Source organism: Oribacterium sp. WCC10, assembly GCF_900113415.1.
Classification (GTDB): domain Bacteria; phylum Bacillota; class Clostridia; order Lachnospirales; family Lachnospiraceae; genus Oribacterium.
Window position 1 is genome coordinate 15,533 of the sequence record NZ_FOPH01000019.1, and the last position, 17,573, is coordinate 33,105.

The 17,573-nt window shown below is 37.1% G+C and carries 14 protein-coding genes; 3 read left to right on the forward strand and 11 right to left on the reverse strand.

The genetic code is table 11. The features are described from left to right. Positions 1 to 38: 38 nt before the first annotated feature. On the forward strand, positions 39 to 1,271 hold the full coding sequence (locus BM294_RS12565) for a helix-turn-helix transcriptional regulator (protein WP_091208912.1): 1,233 nt from the start codon (positions 39 to 41) through the stop codon (positions 1,269 to 1,271). A 304-nt stretch (positions 1,272 to 1,575) separates the two neighbouring features. On the opposite strand, the gene BM294_RS12570 is transcribed toward BM294_RS12565, so the two are convergent. From BM294_RS12570 to BM294_RS12610, 9 genes are all read right to left on the reverse strand, one after another. After that, the gene (locus BM294_RS12570) at positions 1,576 to 2,664 is read right to left on the reverse strand and encodes a polysaccharide deacetylase family protein (protein ID WP_139225890.1); all 1,089 of its coding nucleotides are present in this window, start codon (positions 2,662 to 2,664) and stop codon (positions 1,576 to 1,578) included. 44 nt (positions 2,665 to 2,708) lie between these two features. Further along, positions 2,709 to 3,611, reverse strand: a complete 903-nt coding sequence (locus tag BM294_RS12575; RefSeq protein ID WP_091208918.1) for a L,D-transpeptidase family protein — start codon at positions 3,609 to 3,611, stop codon at positions 2,709 to 2,711. 150 nt (positions 3,612 to 3,761) lie between these two features. Further along, the gene (locus tag BM294_RS12580; protein ID WP_091208921.1) at positions 3,762 to 6,233 is read right to left on the reverse strand and encodes an amidohydrolase family protein; all 2,472 of its coding nucleotides are present in this window, start codon (positions 6,231 to 6,233) and stop codon (positions 3,762 to 3,764) included. A 141-nt stretch (positions 6,234 to 6,374) separates the two neighbouring features. Beyond that, positions 6,375 to 6,977, reverse strand: coding sequence for a 5'-deoxynucleotidase (gene yfbR, locus BM294_RS12585; RefSeq protein ID WP_091208924.1), 603 nt, complete (start codon positions 6,975 to 6,977; stop codon positions 6,375 to 6,377). A 24-nt stretch (positions 6,978 to 7,001) separates the two neighbouring features. Further along, a complete protein-coding gene (locus BM294_RS12590; RefSeq protein WP_139225891.1) occupies positions 7,002 to 7,355 on the reverse strand; it encodes a hypothetical protein in 354 nt (117 codons plus the stop codon). A gap of 163 nt (positions 7,356 to 7,518) precedes the next feature. Continuing rightward, on the reverse strand, positions 7,519 to 8,802 hold the full coding sequence (locus tag BM294_RS12595; protein WP_091208929.1) for a replication initiation protein: 1,284 nt from the start codon (positions 8,800 to 8,802) through the stop codon (positions 7,519 to 7,521). A 1,350-nt stretch (positions 8,803 to 10,152) separates the two neighbouring features. Continuing rightward, a complete protein-coding gene (locus BM294_RS12600) occupies positions 10,153 to 11,373 on the reverse strand; it encodes a ParB/RepB/Spo0J family partition protein (protein ID WP_091208932.1) in 1,221 nt (406 codons plus the stop codon). Positions 11,374 to 11,385: 12 nt separating this feature from the next. Next, positions 11,386 to 12,216, reverse strand: a complete 831-nt coding sequence (locus BM294_RS12605; RefSeq protein ID WP_091208934.1) for a ParA family protein — start codon at positions 12,214 to 12,216, stop codon at positions 11,386 to 11,388. A gap of 274 nt (positions 12,217 to 12,490) precedes the next feature. Beyond that, on the reverse strand, positions 12,491 to 12,769 hold the full coding sequence (locus BM294_RS12610; RefSeq protein WP_091208937.1) for a DUF1653 domain-containing protein: 279 nt from the start codon (positions 12,767 to 12,769) through the stop codon (positions 12,491 to 12,493). 1,376 nt (positions 12,770 to 14,145) lie between these two features. Here BM294_RS12610 and BM294_RS12615 point away from each other — a divergent pair. Further along, positions 14,146 to 14,454 carry a hypothetical protein gene (locus tag BM294_RS12615; protein WP_091208940.1) on the forward strand — a complete coding sequence of 103 codons (309 nt, stop codon included), beginning with the start codon at positions 14,146 to 14,148 and terminating at the stop codon, positions 14,452 to 14,454. A gap of 13 nt (positions 14,455 to 14,467) precedes the next feature. Next, the gene (cobI, locus tag BM294_RS12620; RefSeq protein ID WP_091208942.1) at positions 14,468 to 15,136 is read left to right on the forward strand and encodes a precorrin-2 C(20)-methyltransferase; all 669 of its coding nucleotides are present in this window, start codon (positions 14,468 to 14,470) and stop codon (positions 15,134 to 15,136) included. A 351-nt stretch (positions 15,137 to 15,487) separates the two neighbouring features. On the opposite strand, the gene BM294_RS12625 is transcribed toward cobI, so the two are convergent. After that, a complete protein-coding gene (locus tag BM294_RS12625) occupies positions 15,488 to 15,703 on the reverse strand; it encodes a hypothetical protein (protein ID WP_091208945.1) in 216 nt (71 codons plus the stop codon). A 913-nt stretch (positions 15,704 to 16,616) separates the two neighbouring features. Further along, positions 16,617 to 17,363: a MurR/RpiR family transcriptional regulator gene (locus BM294_RS12630; RefSeq protein ID WP_091208947.1), complete on the reverse strand. Its 747-nt coding sequence runs from the start codon at positions 17,361 to 17,363 to the stop codon at positions 16,617 to 16,619. Positions 17,364 to 17,573 lie beyond the last annotated feature (210 nt).

The following is a 17,573-nucleotide window of genomic DNA, read 5'->3' on the forward strand; positions in this document are numbered from 1 at the left end:
TTGTGCGCTTTTAGATTATTTTTGTGCTAGGTGTTTATATGACTGTAGATCTTATTACCATTTACAAAGAAATCCTCTCTGCCCAGGGCATACAATTCCGGTTATTGCAGAAAGATGGGAATGAATTGGAAAAAACTGATTATGGATTCAGACAACGACTGTTTAAAGACTATGACTACGGTGATTACTTTCAGATGCTCCTGCGCAATTCTGCCGAAATAAAACTCTACTTTTACAGAGATGATTTTCTGCTTAATTACTGCTTTTTTGAGTTTCCGGAAGATCTTAAGGAACAGTATGATGCCGAGTATGCTTTGATCGGACCTGTTATATTCGGTTTTGTCCCTGATTCAGAGATTACGAAGATTATGAAAGAACACAGATTACCGGTTGCTCTCACAAAGGACTTTTCCGAGTTTTATAACAGAGTTCCATCATTGCCTACGCACGACTTCTGGGTGTCTCTTGTCACTCCATTGATAAAAACTCTTTTCGGAAATTACAACGATTACAGATTCATAGATCTCTATGACAGTATGAACAACACTGAACAGGACATGACCATCGATCTCAATGCCTTTGATAACAGCACCTCCTTTGAAGCCATCGCTGACAGATATGATGCAGAAGACAGGGTTCTTGATGCGGTTGCCATGGGCAATGTTAACGATGCAATCTCCAGCTACAGACTTTTCAGACAGTTTAACATTGCTCCGAGAACTCCGAATGAAGTGCGGAATTACAAGAACTGGATGATCATTCTTAATACGAAGCTTAGGGTAGCTGTGCGGCGGGCCAAAGTCCATCCTTACTACATTGATGAGCTGTCCAGAAGTTTTGCTATCAATATTGAAAACACCAACAACGTCATTCAGCTTCAAAACCTTGCTACCACAATGCTGAGAAAGTATTCCATGCTGGTAAACAACCACTCCACCAAAGATTATTCCGCCCTGATTGCCAAATGTACCGATCGGATAAATCTTCTTTATCAGGAAAAGCTTTCTCTTGAGATTCTGGCCTCCTTTTGTAATGTCACTCCCGGATATCTATCGGCACAGTTTCACAAGGAAACCGGCATGACACTTACGGATTACATTCATTCTATCCGTATAAGAAGAGCCACCATGCTGCTGAATTCTACCGACAACACCATACAGGACATCGCCGAACAATGCGGATTTCCGGATTCCAATTATTTCACGAGAATATTTAAGAAGGTTAAAGGTATTTCTCCAAATGAATACAGAAAAAAAATCAGCAGAAACTGAAATCCAGTTTCTGTTGATTGAAATTTCATGAGCATTAAAATTATTTATATATAATGAGACAATACGGATTGCTTCGCACTTCGTGCTCTCGCAATCCTGCAAAACATTCGTAATCCATGGGACCCCTTCCTCAATGGTTTTCTTTTCGATAAAGAAACGCTTCGCGCCTTGCGCTCTCGCGTTTCCACCGCATTCCGCACTTTCAGTCCGCTGTTGCGTACTTTCGTGCTCCATTTGGGGCATATCATGAAAAGCGACTTCTCCTTTTATGCAAGCATACGAAGAAGTCGCTTTTATGATATTTTTATCTCATATGATAAACCTCATTTCCCGGTATCATCGGGTACTTCTTTGCCTGGGCCATCTCAGTGACCGTCACAAGCTGGAAGCCTTTTTCCTTAAGAGCCGGAATGAGTCGTTCGGCCGCCTCTGCAGTTTCCTCATAAGTATCATGCATCAGTACGATATCTCCGTCCTGAGCCTTCTCCATAACTACATTAAAGGTATTGTCCGGATCTTTGGTTGAGTAATCTAACGGATCAATCGACCAGATAATCATAGGAAGACCAAGATTTCCTACAGCTGATGCTATATCTCCCGAACGGTTTCCACCTGGCGGTCTGAATACTGTTGGCGCCACCTTAACGGTTTCTTCAACCATGTAGTCGCACTTTCTTATAACAGAACGAATATCCTCAACAGGAATAGAATCAAGATAATCATGAGTGTAAGTATGATTGCCCAGCTCACATCCAAGCTCTACCATTCTCTTTACACAGTTATTATTATCGCCTACAACACGGCTTCCCTGCATGAAAAATGTAGCATGTCCTCCGTTTGCTTCCAGTGAATCAAGTATCCTGTTTGTGACCTCAGCCTTAGGACCGTCATCAAAAGTCAATGCTATCATAGGCTTTGTCGGATCTATCCAACTGAGATCCACATCCGCTCCAAGGAACTGATTATTCATGGCGATGTAGTCATCCGGAATCAGATATTTCTTAAGTACATATCCTGACTTACCATCCACACTGAACTGGTCCCATCCCTCGATGTTTCTCTCTACGGATACGGCTGCCCCTTCATCAAGGATTCCCAGAACATCAGAATCGCTTTCTGAATCAACATGTATGTTCACTGCCGTAAGCGCTCTTGCTGTATACGGATACGGAAAGCTGACTCTTTCAATCTTCTTTGAGTCAGATGCCAATGTCTCTGTACCGGCAGCATCTCCGCCGGCATTACCGGATTCATCGGATGTATCCGTCTCCAATGTACTCTCTACTACTGTTTCCTTTTTTCCTTCCGGAATCCCCATCACTCCGCAGGCTGCTACAGCCCATGCAACAGATCCTGCCAATGGTAACATAAAAAGTTTACTGATTTTTTTCATACTCTGCTGATATACATAATTTGAGTCACCCAACAACCGTATGATCACTCAACTATATATACTCTGTCCCCCACTTCCATCACATCATATATTTCTTTGACCCATTCATTATACACTCCGATGCAGCCTCTGGTAGCATCCATCAGCTCACCTTGCCCATGAACCTCTATAGCACCGCCAAGTGCAGTGTTCCATAACGGCTTCTGTAGATTCCTGCTTGCTGATATAAGCTGGTCTGCAATTGTACTGCTGATGAGTCCTGACTTAAGTCCCCTTCTCGCATCTTCTATATTCGGATAATTAAGTCCCATCTCCTCTTTCAAAGAGTCAGAAACCTTTTTTTCACAGATATAGAAATATCCCACCGGTGTTCGATAGTCTCCCTGTTTCTCTTTATCTCCCTCAGCAGCGCCGGAAGTGACCATGTAGGATTTTACCATATTCCCGTTGAACCACAACTCCATATAATGAGAGGACTTATCATACGCAAGTGCCCTTCGTCCGTGACTTGCGTACTTCATAAAAGTCCTGTTGATATTGTTGTCCTTTGGATCCAGCTTTATACCATCAATGTCTACGTAAGCACTTCTGTCAGGTATAAGCTGATCACGAAGCATTTCTCCGTTTTCATTGAAATACCTCAGAAATCCGTCTGGACATGTCATAAAACTGCTGAATACACCATTATTTCTTGCCGCCTCCTGTGCTTCAAGCATGCCCGCCGCATGTAACGGATTCGATATCGGGTGATATTTTGCCGCAGCTCTCTCTGCAGGATTGGTAATGTTTTGCAGATTTACAGATACATCAAGATATGGATCATCCAGATCTTCAGCTTTGACAACTAAAACATTTATGAAAATCAAAAATGCACAAAGCAGCATCTTCCGAAAGACATTGATAAAAATATTTATATTCTTTTCTCCGGTATTTAAAAACTCTGTCATATCTATGCTGTCCTTCTGAAATGTGATACTTATGCAAACTCCTATTAAAGTGTTTCCCGAGCCGGATTTTCGATGTGAAGCATTGACTTCCTTTGAAAATCCGTGCCATAGGCCGGAGGCTCTAAAGAAACTACCTGAGCGTAAAATCACTTACCGATCATTACATATACCGTAATATTTCTCAACATATCTCAATATCTCATCCGTATCACCACTGTCATTTATGAAAGTTATGTAACCCTGCAGCGATTCAGCCTTTGATTTAAGAACATCAGATGCCTCGTCAACAAATATACGGCTCTCATACTTACTGTTTCTTGCATCCTGCATCAGATTACATGCCGCGCTGTTTCCGTCCAGTGCTATCATCACAGACTGGCGACGTTTGAACACTTCATAGGCAATGCTCTTATATGTACCTAACGGAGATGACTCAATTGAGACTCTTACATTTACATCACTGTTTTTGAGAGTTTCCATCTCGCTTTCAGTGAGTGTTGCAGGTACAAAAGCAAATATGTCGAACTTATCCTTACCCTTATCAAGAACATGCTTTTCGTACCCAAGTAAGCCAGGTCCAATCACAAAAAACATCTTGTCCGGATCCCCCTTTTGAAGAAGGTCATCCAAAAGACTCAGCTCCTTTTCATTAACCTCGGTTACATGCTCCGAATTATTGAAGCTTCCACCGGCTACGACTATAGGTACCTTACCTTCAGGAAGTTCACGTATCTTATCATGAAGCTCTACGGAGCTGTCATACTGTCTTTCTCCTCCATCCATATCCATGAAGTCATCCGCTTCATCGCGTATTCGTTTGTTGAGATAATCCTCAACTGGCATACCGCCGCAGGCTGCATAGAAACTCTGAATCTTGTCATTGAACTCCTTCATGGATCTTTGTACGATCTCATCCTCGGAGGTTCTCATCTTAAACAGTTCATCATGACTGAGATCCAGCATACGCTCAAGCGATAACTGTTCATCTATGGAATCCGTTCCGTAAAGTGCACCTCCATCAGTACCCTGAACACATGAAATACCGGTTTTCAGATACTGCTTTAACGGATGCGTGTCAAGTCTTGAAAGATTGTTAAGTCTTACATTGGATGTGATCTGGAACTCAAGTGTCACACCGTATTCACATATTTTCTTGAGAAGGGTTCTACCCTTTTCTGTACAAAGATCCGCTGTATAAAGACCATGACCTATTCTCATATGCGGGAATCTCTGTCCTTCATTGAGAGACTCCTCAACGCAGGTTATACTGTTATAAACATTATCCGGAAGAGAATCATTTTCACCGGCATGTATTCTGATAACATATGAAGGAATATCTCTTGCGATATCCACAACAGCTCCTATAACCGGCTTAAGCTCAAGAATATCGTTTATCTCTTCTCCAACGAAATCACTACCCGCTACATATGGATCAACAGCTACAGCTTTCAAAACCTGCAGATTCTCGGTGAAATAATTACCATGTGCCACCTGATCCTTTAATATCGTGAGCGGTATACGCCTAAGGGCGGCAAGGAATCTGATAGTGACACCGGTTTCTCTTGTAATCCTGGGCATCACTTCATGTATTTCCCTAAGGGTTTGAGCTGCTTCGGATTTCTTAACCAGTGCCGTATCCGACATCTCTGCATAAGTGATACCATTATTCTGATATGCTCTCGCTACCCAGAGAAGTCCATCCTGATAAAGTGTATTATCAGCGTAGTCAGGATTTCTTCTGTCGCGCTCCATCTGCTTCAGTGTTTCGACTATATCCCGATCCGGTATCGCTTCAAAGTTTTTAATCTCTATTCTCTCTCCGGCGGGAACACCCTTTGTAAATACATATCTGTAGATATAAACTTTCTCAAGATTAGTAAATACCGCCTGACCATCCTTCATAACCGCAAGGGATGCTCTGATTTTCGGAATGTTGTATCTGCTTCCGGAAATATTGTTCAGTATCAGATCAGCGAAATTGATCTCAGTATTGTCATCTATCTTTCTGTCCAGATATTTACCCTCGAGACCACAATCTTTAAATCTTATCGCAACCTCTGCCCTCTGTTTTTCCAGAGCCTCTCTCTGTTCCGGAGTTATCTTAAGCCCCAGTTTCTTAACATAATAGTATGGATATCTGATCTGATGATGAATACCCAGCGCAATGAGTACATCCGGGCTAAGATTTGCGCTTCTGTGCGTATGTAAGTCTGAACGGAACTTCACATCTTCAAATATATAAGTCTTCACCAGAGTTTTATTAATATCGAAGGTATAGTCCTTGGTCTGACTCATGAAGGTCTTTGAGATGGCAGGAATATATGCCTTTCTCTCGATTTGCCCGTCGGGATAGATATTGGCAACCTTTGTATTTCCCATTCTCAGAATATAAACCTTACGGTTATCACCATTAATGTAGCATGGAACTTTGCCTTCTATGATCTTCAGTCCCTCAGCATTGTAAGTGATTGGCAACTCGCAAACCTTTGCAAGGTTGGTGATAAGATTACCGGTTCCGTGATTTGGTGTTTCAAGGATATAAGACATCTTTTCATCATCCAAAAAGAGTGAAACGATAATGTCTTTTTCCTTATCAAGATAGAATTTTCCAAAATAAGTCATAATCTTTACCTTTAAAAAATGATGTGTGTCAAATCATAGCATAGCTATATGATCCGATACCTTTGACCCTAACATCATAAAAATATGTTTATGGATAATGTCTCTGTCCTGTGAGCACTCTTACCCCGCAACTTTTTCTTCTTATATCGCCAATTCATCCAGAGTACTTCCGTATGGAGGAAGGAACTCTTCCATGAAATCCCTGACTTCCGGATAATTGTCCCTCATCTTCTCCAATGATTTTAATGTTGTTTCCTTAGCGGTAGTAAACTCACGATTTCCTGAGTTTTCCTCTTCTATACATTTTATCAATGCGGAAATCTTATCAGCAGCCTTAACAAGCTTACGCATATATGCGTCATTCTCATCAGAAACATCTGCTTCAAATATACTTCTGAATGAAGGTCTCAGATCTTCCGGTAATCTCTCCAGCAAACTGTTTTCTGCTATATGTTCTACAGATTTGTATGCTTCGCGAATTTCCTTATTATAATATTTAACAGGTGTAGGCATATCACCTGTGATGATTTCAGCTGCATCATGATATACACCTATAAGTGCTGCTTTTTCTCCGTTCAGGTGCTTTCCGTATCTTATATTACCAATCGTACATAAAGCATGAGCGATCATGGATACTTCTACCGCATGCTCGCTCAAATTTTCGGGCCTTGAATTTCTCATCAGGGCCCATCTCTCTATATACTTCATTCTAGAAATTGTGGCAAAAAATGTATGTCTTTCCATGATTCTCCAAATGCTTAATGTGACTTATATCTCCTGCTTTTTGGCTTTTCTGTTTCTTATTGTCTCAACTATATCCAGTTTTTTCTTCTCATCCTTAGGCATAACTTTTCCATCCCAGGCGTTAAATATCTCCATCATTTTTCCGGTAAGCTGTCCTATAGTCATCTGTGACGCTTCCTTAATATACTCTGAAAGCTCATCATCTGCGGAAATCTTATCGATTCTCCACTCTGCATCTCCTATAGTGCTGAATCCGTTTTCAATAATATTTCTTTCTTTATCTATAATATCAAATGTATCACCGGTACCTGCAACTACATAATAAGTTCCATGTTTTATTCCGACGATTCCATTCTTGTATTCTTTTAATTTTGCCATTTTCTCCATCCCTTGTGCCCTGCACGACACAAATCGTTATCCAATGCCCACACTACAAAACCACCCCTGCTGGAACTTATTAATGCTGATTTATGACCATAACTTCCGACATAATCGAGTCTTATCTCTTCATATAATAGTATCCTTCAGGGTTTATCAATAATCAGTCTTTCCTGTCCCACATACTGGGTTCCTGTGCAATCTTATCGTAATCATTAACAAGACTAGCCAAAAGACGCTTATAGGTTGTTGTCTTAGTATCTTCCGGAGTTGCCTGTATCCACTGATAATAATGAGACATATAATCTGTTGCCCATGCATCATAAGCGTCAATACGTATCTGTCTTGGTTCCAGATTTCTTATACATGCGTGATAAAGATTCTCAATCTCTCTCTCGGTAAAATCTTTATATATGGCCATGTAGAAAATAGGATATGGTGTTTCCTCAGCTCTCTTTTCAGCTAACTCGTCTGCATTCTCAGGCTCAACCACAACCTCAACAACTTCAGCTTCTTCCTTTTCTCTCTGCAATTTATCCTGCATAAAGAAAGACTCCTCTATAGTCATCTGATGAGGTTCCATATCATCTACAATATTGTCAAAGTTACCATTGTACTCTGAATCAAGTATACTCTGAGTTTCTTTAAGTTCTCCACTTGTCTTGGGGAGCATAATAAACTTGATGCGCACAGGTCTTCTGTACTTCTTTCCCATCGCATCTGTTTTCAAAGCTTCATAAGCGATCTTTATATCTGTGTAATGATTTATCTCTTCCTTTGCAGGCGCAAGTACATCTCTTTCAAAAAATGAAAACTTTGACCAGCTCTTTGGAATCTTGGCAACATTTTTTCCCTTCTTATTCGGATCCGGCTCCCAGTCAGCAATCTTTCTCATAAAGTCATTATCTGTTCCGGTTCCAAGTTCAAAGGTCCATGTCTTATTGTTAAACTGATATGATCTTAAAAGGTCAAATATTCTCGGAGAATACTTGTGAGTCATCAAAGATGTCTCCTCAAGACGTGGAGCTATGTAGTATTTTTCTTTATCCGTCATCAGATTATAGAGAAACGGAAACATATCTTCATGAAACTTTATCTCTACATCTCCGCTTCCCGGATCCATATGAACGACATTAAGCCAGTGAACCATCGCCTCTTTTCCGCTTTCAAGTGTGATCCACCATGTTTTCTGTCCTATATCATTCAATATAGCCTTTGTATTTGTATAGCTAAGCTTATTGGCCGAAGCACTTCTATGAATTATCTGTTGGAACTCGCTGCAGTTAAATGTATATACCGTATTGATATCATCTGTAGGCTTTATCTTTGAAATCAGATAGTTAACAGCCTTACTTTCAACCAGTGTAAGCGAGAACTTTCCTTCCTGCACCATCTTCGTGCTTTTTGCAACTTTTTGCTTACGAGCTTTTTCTATACCATGACTCATAAAATCATAAACTCCTGTAATTCATAAATAAAAGTTGAGTGATTGTACGGATAACTCTCTCTTTTTTCTTAATTTCCATTTTAATTTAATATTTTATCTATTTCAATAAAACAAGTACCGTAAGTTTACTCAACTCTGACGTATATTTTCTCAACTATACGTATATATACTCTCTTTTCGATATCTTTTGGGCCGGTGAACCGTAAATAATCTCAACTTTCACGTGATCTGGCAACAATAATATCCGTATATTCACTCAACTTTTATACGAAAAAGCTATTTTCATGAGTCATTATACGCCAATTTATCTATAAATAAACCGTATGTTTACTCAACTTTCGCATTTTCACCTGATGAGTGAGCAGTAGACGTAATATAACTCAACTGTAATCAAATATCTACCGTTAATTCTCTCAAATTTTGCACTCAACTTCCGTATATTTCTACAATATACCGTATTTCCATTCAACTTACCGTACAAATGTTATAATTACCGTAACTTCCCTCAACTTTCATAATCAGAAATCGCTTATTTATCGATTTTCTGTCATTTGTAACCGTACATTTACTCAACTTTAAATACTTTTTGAGATCATTTTCTGAATAAAAAACTTTATTGATGTTATTCCACCGTAAATCAACTCAACCTTCGTCCGTATTTTCACTCTACTTTCACTCTTATTCCAGCTTTTCATACGCCCCGGAACTCAACCTGTAACCGTTTTTTTCTATTCTTTTCACCTAAAACCGTATAAAAACTCAACAGTTTCACATCAGTGATAGTATTTTTCCGTATATTTTCTCTAAATTTACATCTTACACGAATTATTAGTTACGTATAATCACTCAACCTTACCGTAATTTTGCTATAAGTTGGCGTAAAACAACTATATAATTCCGCATATCTTCTAAACTTTTATATGTTTTCTACGGAAGTTGAGTGATTTTACTTCCAAACATACGTACCGTATAAGCACTCAACTCTCCCGTATTTTAACGCAAATCCTATCGTACATTCACTCAATTTATTCCGTAATTCCACTCTCTTTTCAACGTATGCTGACTCAACTCTGACAGGATTTCTTCTATAAGATGATAAAATAAATAAAATAGATATATTAAGATTATCTACTACTACAATAACGTCAGAATTACGCAATAATGATTTCTGAATAAAATCCTTGGGATACAATGTAGTAGTAGTTTTTATTATTTGAACTTTTTATATAAAAAAACCGGAAGTAACATTATCGTGTAATGTTATATCCGGTTTATGATATTTCTTTATTAGTATGAAAATAAGTGTACTACTTTAGTATGATTTATCACTATCAGGTGTAAATGGTTTTATCAGTTTTCCTCGATAAGCGCTTTTAGATCATCTATAATTGATCTGATCTTTTGTACATCATTCTTACTGAACTGGTAACCTCTTTTTTCTTTTCGTTTTCCAAGCTTAACTACATTATCATTAATCTTTGAAAGCATTTCATTGACTGCGATAGGAGCGGATATACCTATAGTTTTATTAATCTGTTCTGCATCTGCTTCCTTGGCATCTTTCAATATTTTCTGATATTTATCAGCTTTTTCTCTTGCACGTCTTAATTGTGCCTGAGTGTTAATAAGCTCCTGTGATGCCTTTTCATTTATATCTTGATCATCATTAACCAAAGACTCCAGTTCAATAGTTTTATTTTTCAGGCGTTTGATTTCATCTTCCTGTTCTCTGAGTTTAAGTTCATTTTCTTTTAATCTTTCTTCAGCCTCTTTCTGAAGTCTGATATTTTCTTCATCCTGAGACTTTAGCTGCTGATATTCATCTTCAGTAAGAGCTTCACCCTTTTCATTAATGAAGTCCAGTATATAATTCTGTACAGAGATACTTCTTGAGGCATACTGATTTGCCTGATTTATTGATATTTTTTCTTCATCGAGGAGATTCTGTAAACCTACGATGAGATTTTTATTTATTGAATCATACTTACGTATCTGCCTGGATGATATAGAGAGCTTTTCTGCGATTCTATCATATAACTTCTTTTCAATGCCTCTTTTCTGAAGGAGTTCCATAAGTCTTGCAACTCTTTTTCGCATATCTCCCGGATGAGATGCTTCAGATACCGCATCATAGTTCATGAGAAGATTTAATTCTTCAAGTTCAGGCCATGGTATATCATCTCTTAGAATAAGTGCCGGAATCTTTCTATGCATGAAAGAAGGATTCTTCTCTAGTATCATACTGAAAGCAGCATACCTTCTGTGACCTGATATTATGATATAGTTTCCTGTTGGCTTTCCTGTTCTTGATTCACCGCCATCAAATTCTCTGGCTACAACGATTGCCGACTGAAATCCGTTACGTTCGATGTTTTCTGCAAATACATCTATATCAGTATCATCTATATCACGGTTATCCGGGAAAGAAACCAGTTTCTCATACTGAAGCATTTCAATCTTGGATCCGTTACCGAGATCAAGACTCACTGTATCCAGTTTCTTTTGTGTATTTTGTAATAATATTTTTTGGTTACTGTAGCCTAATGGTGCAGGCTCTTTTTTGTATGCCATATGGTTACTTCCTTATCTTTGTTCCATGTCAAATCTTGTTTTGGCGTTTGAATATTCTTTTAAAAGCTTTTTGTAATCATCCAGGTTTATAAGGGATAATTGTTGAGCTACATTTATGTAATCTGTGCCGGCATTAGTTTTTTTATCGTAGTAATAGATAGGCATATATCTCGATAGAGATTCTGCAATGTTGTTATCATCTCTGATTACTGACTTAAGTGCTATGTTCTGGAACATTGAATCATATGCAGAATACTTTTGCTTTACCAGTGTTGTTCTTGCCTTAACATGTGCCAGAAGGACACCAAGTATTTGCAGATCACTGTTGTAGTCTGATTGAATTCTGTAATAGTCTTCAATTACATCGGAAATTCCATCATAGGAAAAGTTTGCAGAATCTACCGGTATAAGAACATAGTCAGAAGCAATAAGAGACATATCAGAAAAACTGTCTGCCGCAGGATTGTTATCGATGATTATCGTATCGTATTCAGGTTTAAGCTTATCAAGAATGTCTTTGAGTCTATAAAGATCCTTTTCCTGAAAACCGTTACTATAAAAGTATTGATCCGGTCTTTTGACATGCTTGTTGTTGGGTAATACATCAACTCCGAATTCTGAATGAACCAGTACTTCGTCTATTGTGGCATCACCGAAGAGGAGATCAGTAACATCAGGCTTTTCTTCATCAAAGGCGCGATATACCTGACTGGAATTTCCCTGACAGTCCATATCGACTATAAGGGATTTTTTACCGACTAATGTTGGAATACATGCAAGCTCTACACAGCTTGTTGTTTTGCCTACTCCACCTTTTTTATTGAAAGCACATAATATACTCATGATTCCTCCATACAAATGTTTGGGAAAAAATTTTGATTCTATTTATTGTACTATATTTTTTGCGTAAATGAAATATTTATGCTTTAAAAATTCGTTACATTTAGTTTTACTTTACTAATTTTAAATAGAGAATATTGGTATTGTTTTGGATTTGTTATGATATTTTTGCTGCTCGAAGGCTTTGAAGCACTGATTTTCAAAGTAGATTGATGTTTCACTTCAAAAATCCGACCAATGAAACGCTTTAATCAGAGTTTCATTAATTTATTTCTGATTATTGTCTGTCAGGGTTATATTTTTCAAATCTATATGTCTGTTTTATTTCAGGATACTTAATATGATCTACTTCACCCATAAACATATCGTAGGGTCTTACAAATAATTTATAATCACCGTACAATGCCTGATAAACTATCATTTGTTCCCTTGTTTCAGAATGTATAGCTGTTCCGATAATCTGGTATAGATATAAATGTGTACCCGGTTCACATTTTTCTCGTTTGAAATGCTTAACTATATCTCCGGGATTAAATCTTCTTTCAGTTGAGCTCATATATAATTCTCCTTTTATTGTAGATATTGATTGATACTAAATATTTCAATCTTTTATTACATTATAAACCATGTCTTAACGATATTTTTAAAGTGATAAAGAACATTATAATTTATTAGTTTGTTTTACATATGATTTATGGTTTAAAAGTCGTTTTCGTACGGCTTTTCATTATACGTTGCATGAAATGTCAGACCAATTTAATTCGTGTCGAGAGGTTGGAGATGTAGTGCATAATTTTAAAGGAATATTAAATAATTCATGTGGGGCGTATCATGTAGTTACATCCCACTTTTAGTAAGCGTACTAGTGAGTCTGTCTTCATGAAACTTATTAGCAATCAAAATAATGATATGAATGGAAGCATTCCCAAAAAGTGAACCCGGTTCAATTTTTGAATCTGTTTATATAGAAATCTTTAGATGATTAAATAATGTAAAAACAGTATTCGAATATGATTTTGATTGAATTTTAGTATAAAAAAATTTCGTAAAATAACGCCATCTAATAGCGTGAAACATATATAAAGCAAATATAAAAAATATATAAAAAACACTATATATGGATAATGACGATGCCGTGATACATATATATAGTGCATTGAAACTCTGTGAAACGTTTCTCCGGATTCCGTGAAACATATTAAGAAGGGAATCTTGATCTTCATTTATCAGCGCTTCAAACAGGATTATTTCCGGGGAACATTGATTAAATCAGTCTTCCCTAAAGTTTCCGGAGTCAAAACACGGATTTTTAAAAGAAATTGATGCTTAGAATCACAAATCCAGCCAGGGAGCACTCTGATCAGTATTCTTATGTTATGAATATTTTGAATTTTCCTAAGTACTTTATGGGCTTCTCTACATTGCAAGGAAGGTAAGCCGTTTACACTCATTTCACGAGTATTGGTAATATGTGTCGGATTCCGAAGTAAATTACTACATGACACGTGTTGAGCGTTATGAAGAAAGTAAGAGAAAGTATCTTGATACACATTCAAGAAAAAAGTGAACCCGGTTCACAAAGTAACAGTACAGCCGGAGCATAAAGTCTCAAATCAATCTGCAATCACGGGATTTGGTACTTTTGACCTTACATTATATAAAGAGTAAAAATATGATAGAGTATATAGAAAAGTAACTAATAAGAAACAGAACCAATAATGATAAGATGATTAATGGGATAACTAAGGAAAAATTGATAATATCAGTGTTTCCTTAGAGCATCTGGTGGATGGTATGGATTTTCAAAGGAAGTTGATGCTTCGCATCTAAAACCCGGCCAGGGAAACGCTTTACTTAGCGTTTTTAATAAAGTAGTAATTGAAATACGAATAATTCTCTTATTCATCTTAGTGTTTCAGCAAGGAGGAAAGTATGATTAAGGTATATGGAAGAGATGATTGCATTGATTGTATCAATTTCAAGAAAAGTCTGGATGCGACAGATATAGAGTATGACTTTAGAGATATAGGAAAATCCCTGCATGATATGGCAGTGTTCCTGAAGATTAGAGATACTAATGATGCTTTTACCGATATAAAAGGAACAGGTAAAATAGGTATTCCTGTCATAATCACCGAAAACAAAGAGGCGATACTAGATTGGGAGAACTTTCTAATAAACGAAGGATACAATGTTATAAAAAACGGTCAGACATGTTCTATAGATGGAAAGGGCTGCTGATAATATATAAAGTATGGCAGGAAAGTTTTATATAGTGGGTGTTGGTCCCGGAGACCCGGAACTGATGACGATAAAAGCATATAAAAATATAAAGAATGCAGATATCATTGCATATCCCGGAGATGGGAGAAAAGAGGGTACGGCATATCAGATTGCATGTAAGGCAATTCCTGAGGTCAGGCAAAAGAAAACGATTTATCTGAAATTTCCAATGACAAGAGATGAGAAACAGTTGGAAAAATCACATGATAATGCTGCAAATGATATTATCAATTTACTTAATACAGGAAAAGATGTATCTATGATTACCCTTGGAGATCCCTGTATTTATTCAACTGCATTTTATGTCTTTGAAAGAATAGAAAGTAAAGGTTATGAAACAGAAATCATAAACGGAATCAATTCATATTCTGCAGCTGCGGCAAAGTCAATGATCAGCCTTGCAATGAAGGATGAAAAACTGATAATTACAACACCGGAACAGATTGTTACATCATTTGATGGCACAATGGTTATAATGAAGTCAGGATATCATCTGAAGGAATTGAAAAAGATGTTTCGGGATAGAAAGATGTATCTTATTGAAAACTGTGGAATGGAAAATGAGAACTTATTTTCAGAAGAAATACCTGATAAAGCAGGTTATTTTTCTACACTGATTATAAAAAGTGAGAAGACGTGAAGGGCACAATTTCACGTCTTCCCGGAGATAAATATTATGGTTCGTCCGTAAATTGTACTAAGTTGTTATGAGGGGACACGTTTCCAAGTTAGAGGACGAGTTTATGATTTCATATTTAGTTGTGAAATACAAAAGTGTTTGTCACTCACAGATGTGTAGAGCACGTTCACTTTAGAGTGTAAAATGCTTACATCACAGTGACAAAACAGATCTGTATGAGAGGAGTACTGTTAAAGTATTCCTTTTTTTTACCTTGAGATCAGTTGATAAATAATAACTGAAAAGTGTCATTGAAGCATTTTACTATATAAGGCTTAAAATCATATTTTAATATAGAAAAAATGCGTTATATCATGAATTAACCACTCTTTTTAATTGATGACCACTCTTACGTTTTCTGGTCGTTCCGTTTATTACAGAAAATGCTTTTAACATATTTCTTCTGCGTTTAGCCCTCTCCAAAGGGGTAGACTGATACATAAAGAGTGAAATGAATGCCTCAAGGATGTAGTAACCGATTGAAACAATGGCCAATGTGAGAATTCCGTTCATAATAATAATATCCATTTTTGCCTCCCCTTAAAAATAGATTCAATAAATAAATTATTGATAAAGAAATATTCGTCGCTAATAAAATTATAATAAGTTATTTATGAAAAAAGTATAAAAAATGTATAAAAAACGAAAGAAATTTAGACATAAATATAATAATGACAATGTTCTAAGTAATAATCGGATAATCAATATCTGCCAGTGATTATCGTCAATGTACACATTCGTGTACATTGAGCAGGAATCCTTATAGATTTAAAAATCGAAGGGGGATACATCATATTTAAATCGTTATTTCACTATAGTTGAAAAATGAGAATAGACAATGAATTGTGCATGTTGCACATATTGTTAGCCCAAAATTGTACAAATTGAAATACGTGATTGACACGAGTGCTTCGTAGTGTTAGGATACACCACCGTTACAGACGAACCGATTAGTTTGATTGCTTTAGAACACGCGAAAGAGATTAGACTTGATATTTGGATTTCATCTAAAGCGGAAAGGATTACGAAATGAGAGCATTGATCAAGTTTTTTAAAGATTTTTCTAAGTGCGTACGTCTTGCCAGCGAGTATGAGTGTAATTCAGAGTATTGTGAGTACGTATTTAATGAGATGATTCACGATTGAACTGTGATTAACGAATAACAGTGTATTCGATTTTCTATATTAATGGTATCGATGCGTATTTAGATCAGGACGCCGATATCTTTACCTAACCTGATTTAACATAAAGTACCCTTCATAAAAAGAGGATGTGAACCCGGTTCACATCCTCTTTTGTTTGACTTTGAATCTACATCATCAGTGAGTGTCACAAGTATTTGTTACACACTGATTAGAGCTAATGTACACATTGGTGTTCAGGGAGGGTAATATAGTCTCGAATGAACAAGTACATGATTTGGTACTTTTGACCCAGGCATCATATTTTTTGTCGTAATAGATAGGTAAGCATCTCTACAAACACCATCATAACAGCCTGCTGATCTAAAGAACCGGTTCCTCCGGACGTTGAAGGAAGAACTGTAACATGCCTGAATCCCAGTTGATCTGCTTTTTTTTCGGTACTTGTGACGAGCCAGAATTTATCAGTCAGCTGAGCGATTTCTTCTATAATATTTATATAGGATTTCATATCATGAAGTACGCTGAAAATAATAACAGTAGTATCTTTGGTAATAATCTTTTCAAAATGCTCATAAGTCAGAAGATCTGAAGCGGTTTGACATGATACTCCAAGATTCGTGAGGTTCATACACAGCTTATCGGATACGGATTTATTTCTATAGCGTCCAAGAGCGATGACTTTGTCTGAGTCTATAATGTCATTAGCCAGACATTGAAGATCCTTATTACAGTATTCCGGAATGGCATGTATTGCCTCAGAAAAAGCGTTAGCAATTCTTTGTAAAGGTTCATCAGAAAATGCTTTAATGTTCTCGGAGTGAAGCCAGGATTCCATTTCATACTTAAATTCCTTATAACCGTTAAAACCGAGGCGCTTGCAGAAACGAAGCATAGCTGAAGTCGATACTTCTGCATAGCCGGCCACCTGTGAGATGGTGTAGCTATGGATGATATTGGGATTCCTGGAGATAACATTGTAGAGCTTTCTTTCATTAGAAGTATAAGCATCTTTAAATTGTTCCATCTTATCTATAATATTCATAAAAAAATCTCCGATATAAATAATAAGTCAGCGTCAGGTGGATTTGAGTCCGCCAATTTTGGCTGTATAAATATGTTCCTATAGTGTGAGACTAGGAAAACTGTCTGTTAATAATGAATTTTCACTAAACTCGTGAATAATATAACAGATATGTATTGCATTATCTATAGGACTTTGATAATATTCCCACATAAACTTGTGTCCATGTGA

What these genes read in the sequence shown, in the direction of transcription:
- BM294_RS12565 (WP_091208912.1), top strand. Translation starts at nt 39, where the DNA reads ATGACTGTAGATCTTATTACCATTTACAAAGAAATCCTCTCTGCCCAG.
- BM294_RS12570 (WP_139225890.1), bottom strand. Translation starts at nt 2,664, where the DNA reads ATGAAAAAAATCAGTAAACTTTTTATGTTACCATTGGCAGGATCTGTT.
- BM294_RS12575 (WP_091208918.1), bottom strand. Translation starts at nt 3,611, where the DNA reads ATGACAGAGTTTTTAAATACCGGAGAAAAGAATATAAATATTTTTATC.
- BM294_RS12580 (WP_091208921.1), bottom strand. Translation starts at nt 6,233, where the DNA reads ATGACTTATTTTGGAAAATTCTATCTTGATAAGGAAAAAGACATTATC.
- yfbR (WP_091208924.1), bottom strand. Translation starts at nt 6,977, where the DNA reads ATGGAAAGACATACATTTTTTGCCACAATTTCTAGAATGAAGTATATA.
- BM294_RS12590 (WP_139225891.1), bottom strand. Translation starts at nt 7,355, where the DNA reads ATGGCAAAATTAAAAGAATACAAGAATGGAATCGTCGGAATAAAACAT.
- BM294_RS12595 (WP_091208929.1), bottom strand. Translation starts at nt 8,802, where the DNA reads ATGAGTCATGGTATAGAAAAAGCTCGTAAGCAAAAAGTTGCAAAAAGC.
- BM294_RS12600 (WP_091208932.1), bottom strand. Translation starts at nt 11,373, where the DNA reads ATGGCATACAAAAAAGAGCCTGCACCATTAGGCTACAGTAACCAAAAA.
- BM294_RS12605 (WP_091208934.1), bottom strand. Translation starts at nt 12,216, where the DNA reads ATGAGTATATTATGTGCTTTCAATAAAAAAGGTGGAGTAGGCAAAACA.
- BM294_RS12610 (WP_091208937.1), bottom strand. Translation starts at nt 12,769, where the DNA reads ATGAGCTCAACTGAAAGAAGATTTAATCCCGGAGATATAGTTAAGCAT.
- BM294_RS12615 (WP_091208940.1), top strand. Translation starts at nt 14,146, where the DNA reads ATGATTAAGGTATATGGAAGAGATGATTGCATTGATTGTATCAATTTC.
- cobI (WP_091208942.1), top strand. Translation starts at nt 14,468, where the DNA reads ATGGCAGGAAAGTTTTATATAGTGGGTGTTGGTCCCGGAGACCCGGAA.
- BM294_RS12625 (WP_091208945.1), bottom strand. Translation starts at nt 15,703, where the DNA reads ATGGATATTATTATTATGAACGGAATTCTCACATTGGCCATTGTTTCA.
- BM294_RS12630 (WP_091208947.1), bottom strand. Translation starts at nt 17,363, where the DNA reads ATGAATATTATAGATAAGATGGAACAATTTAAAGATGCTTATACTTCT.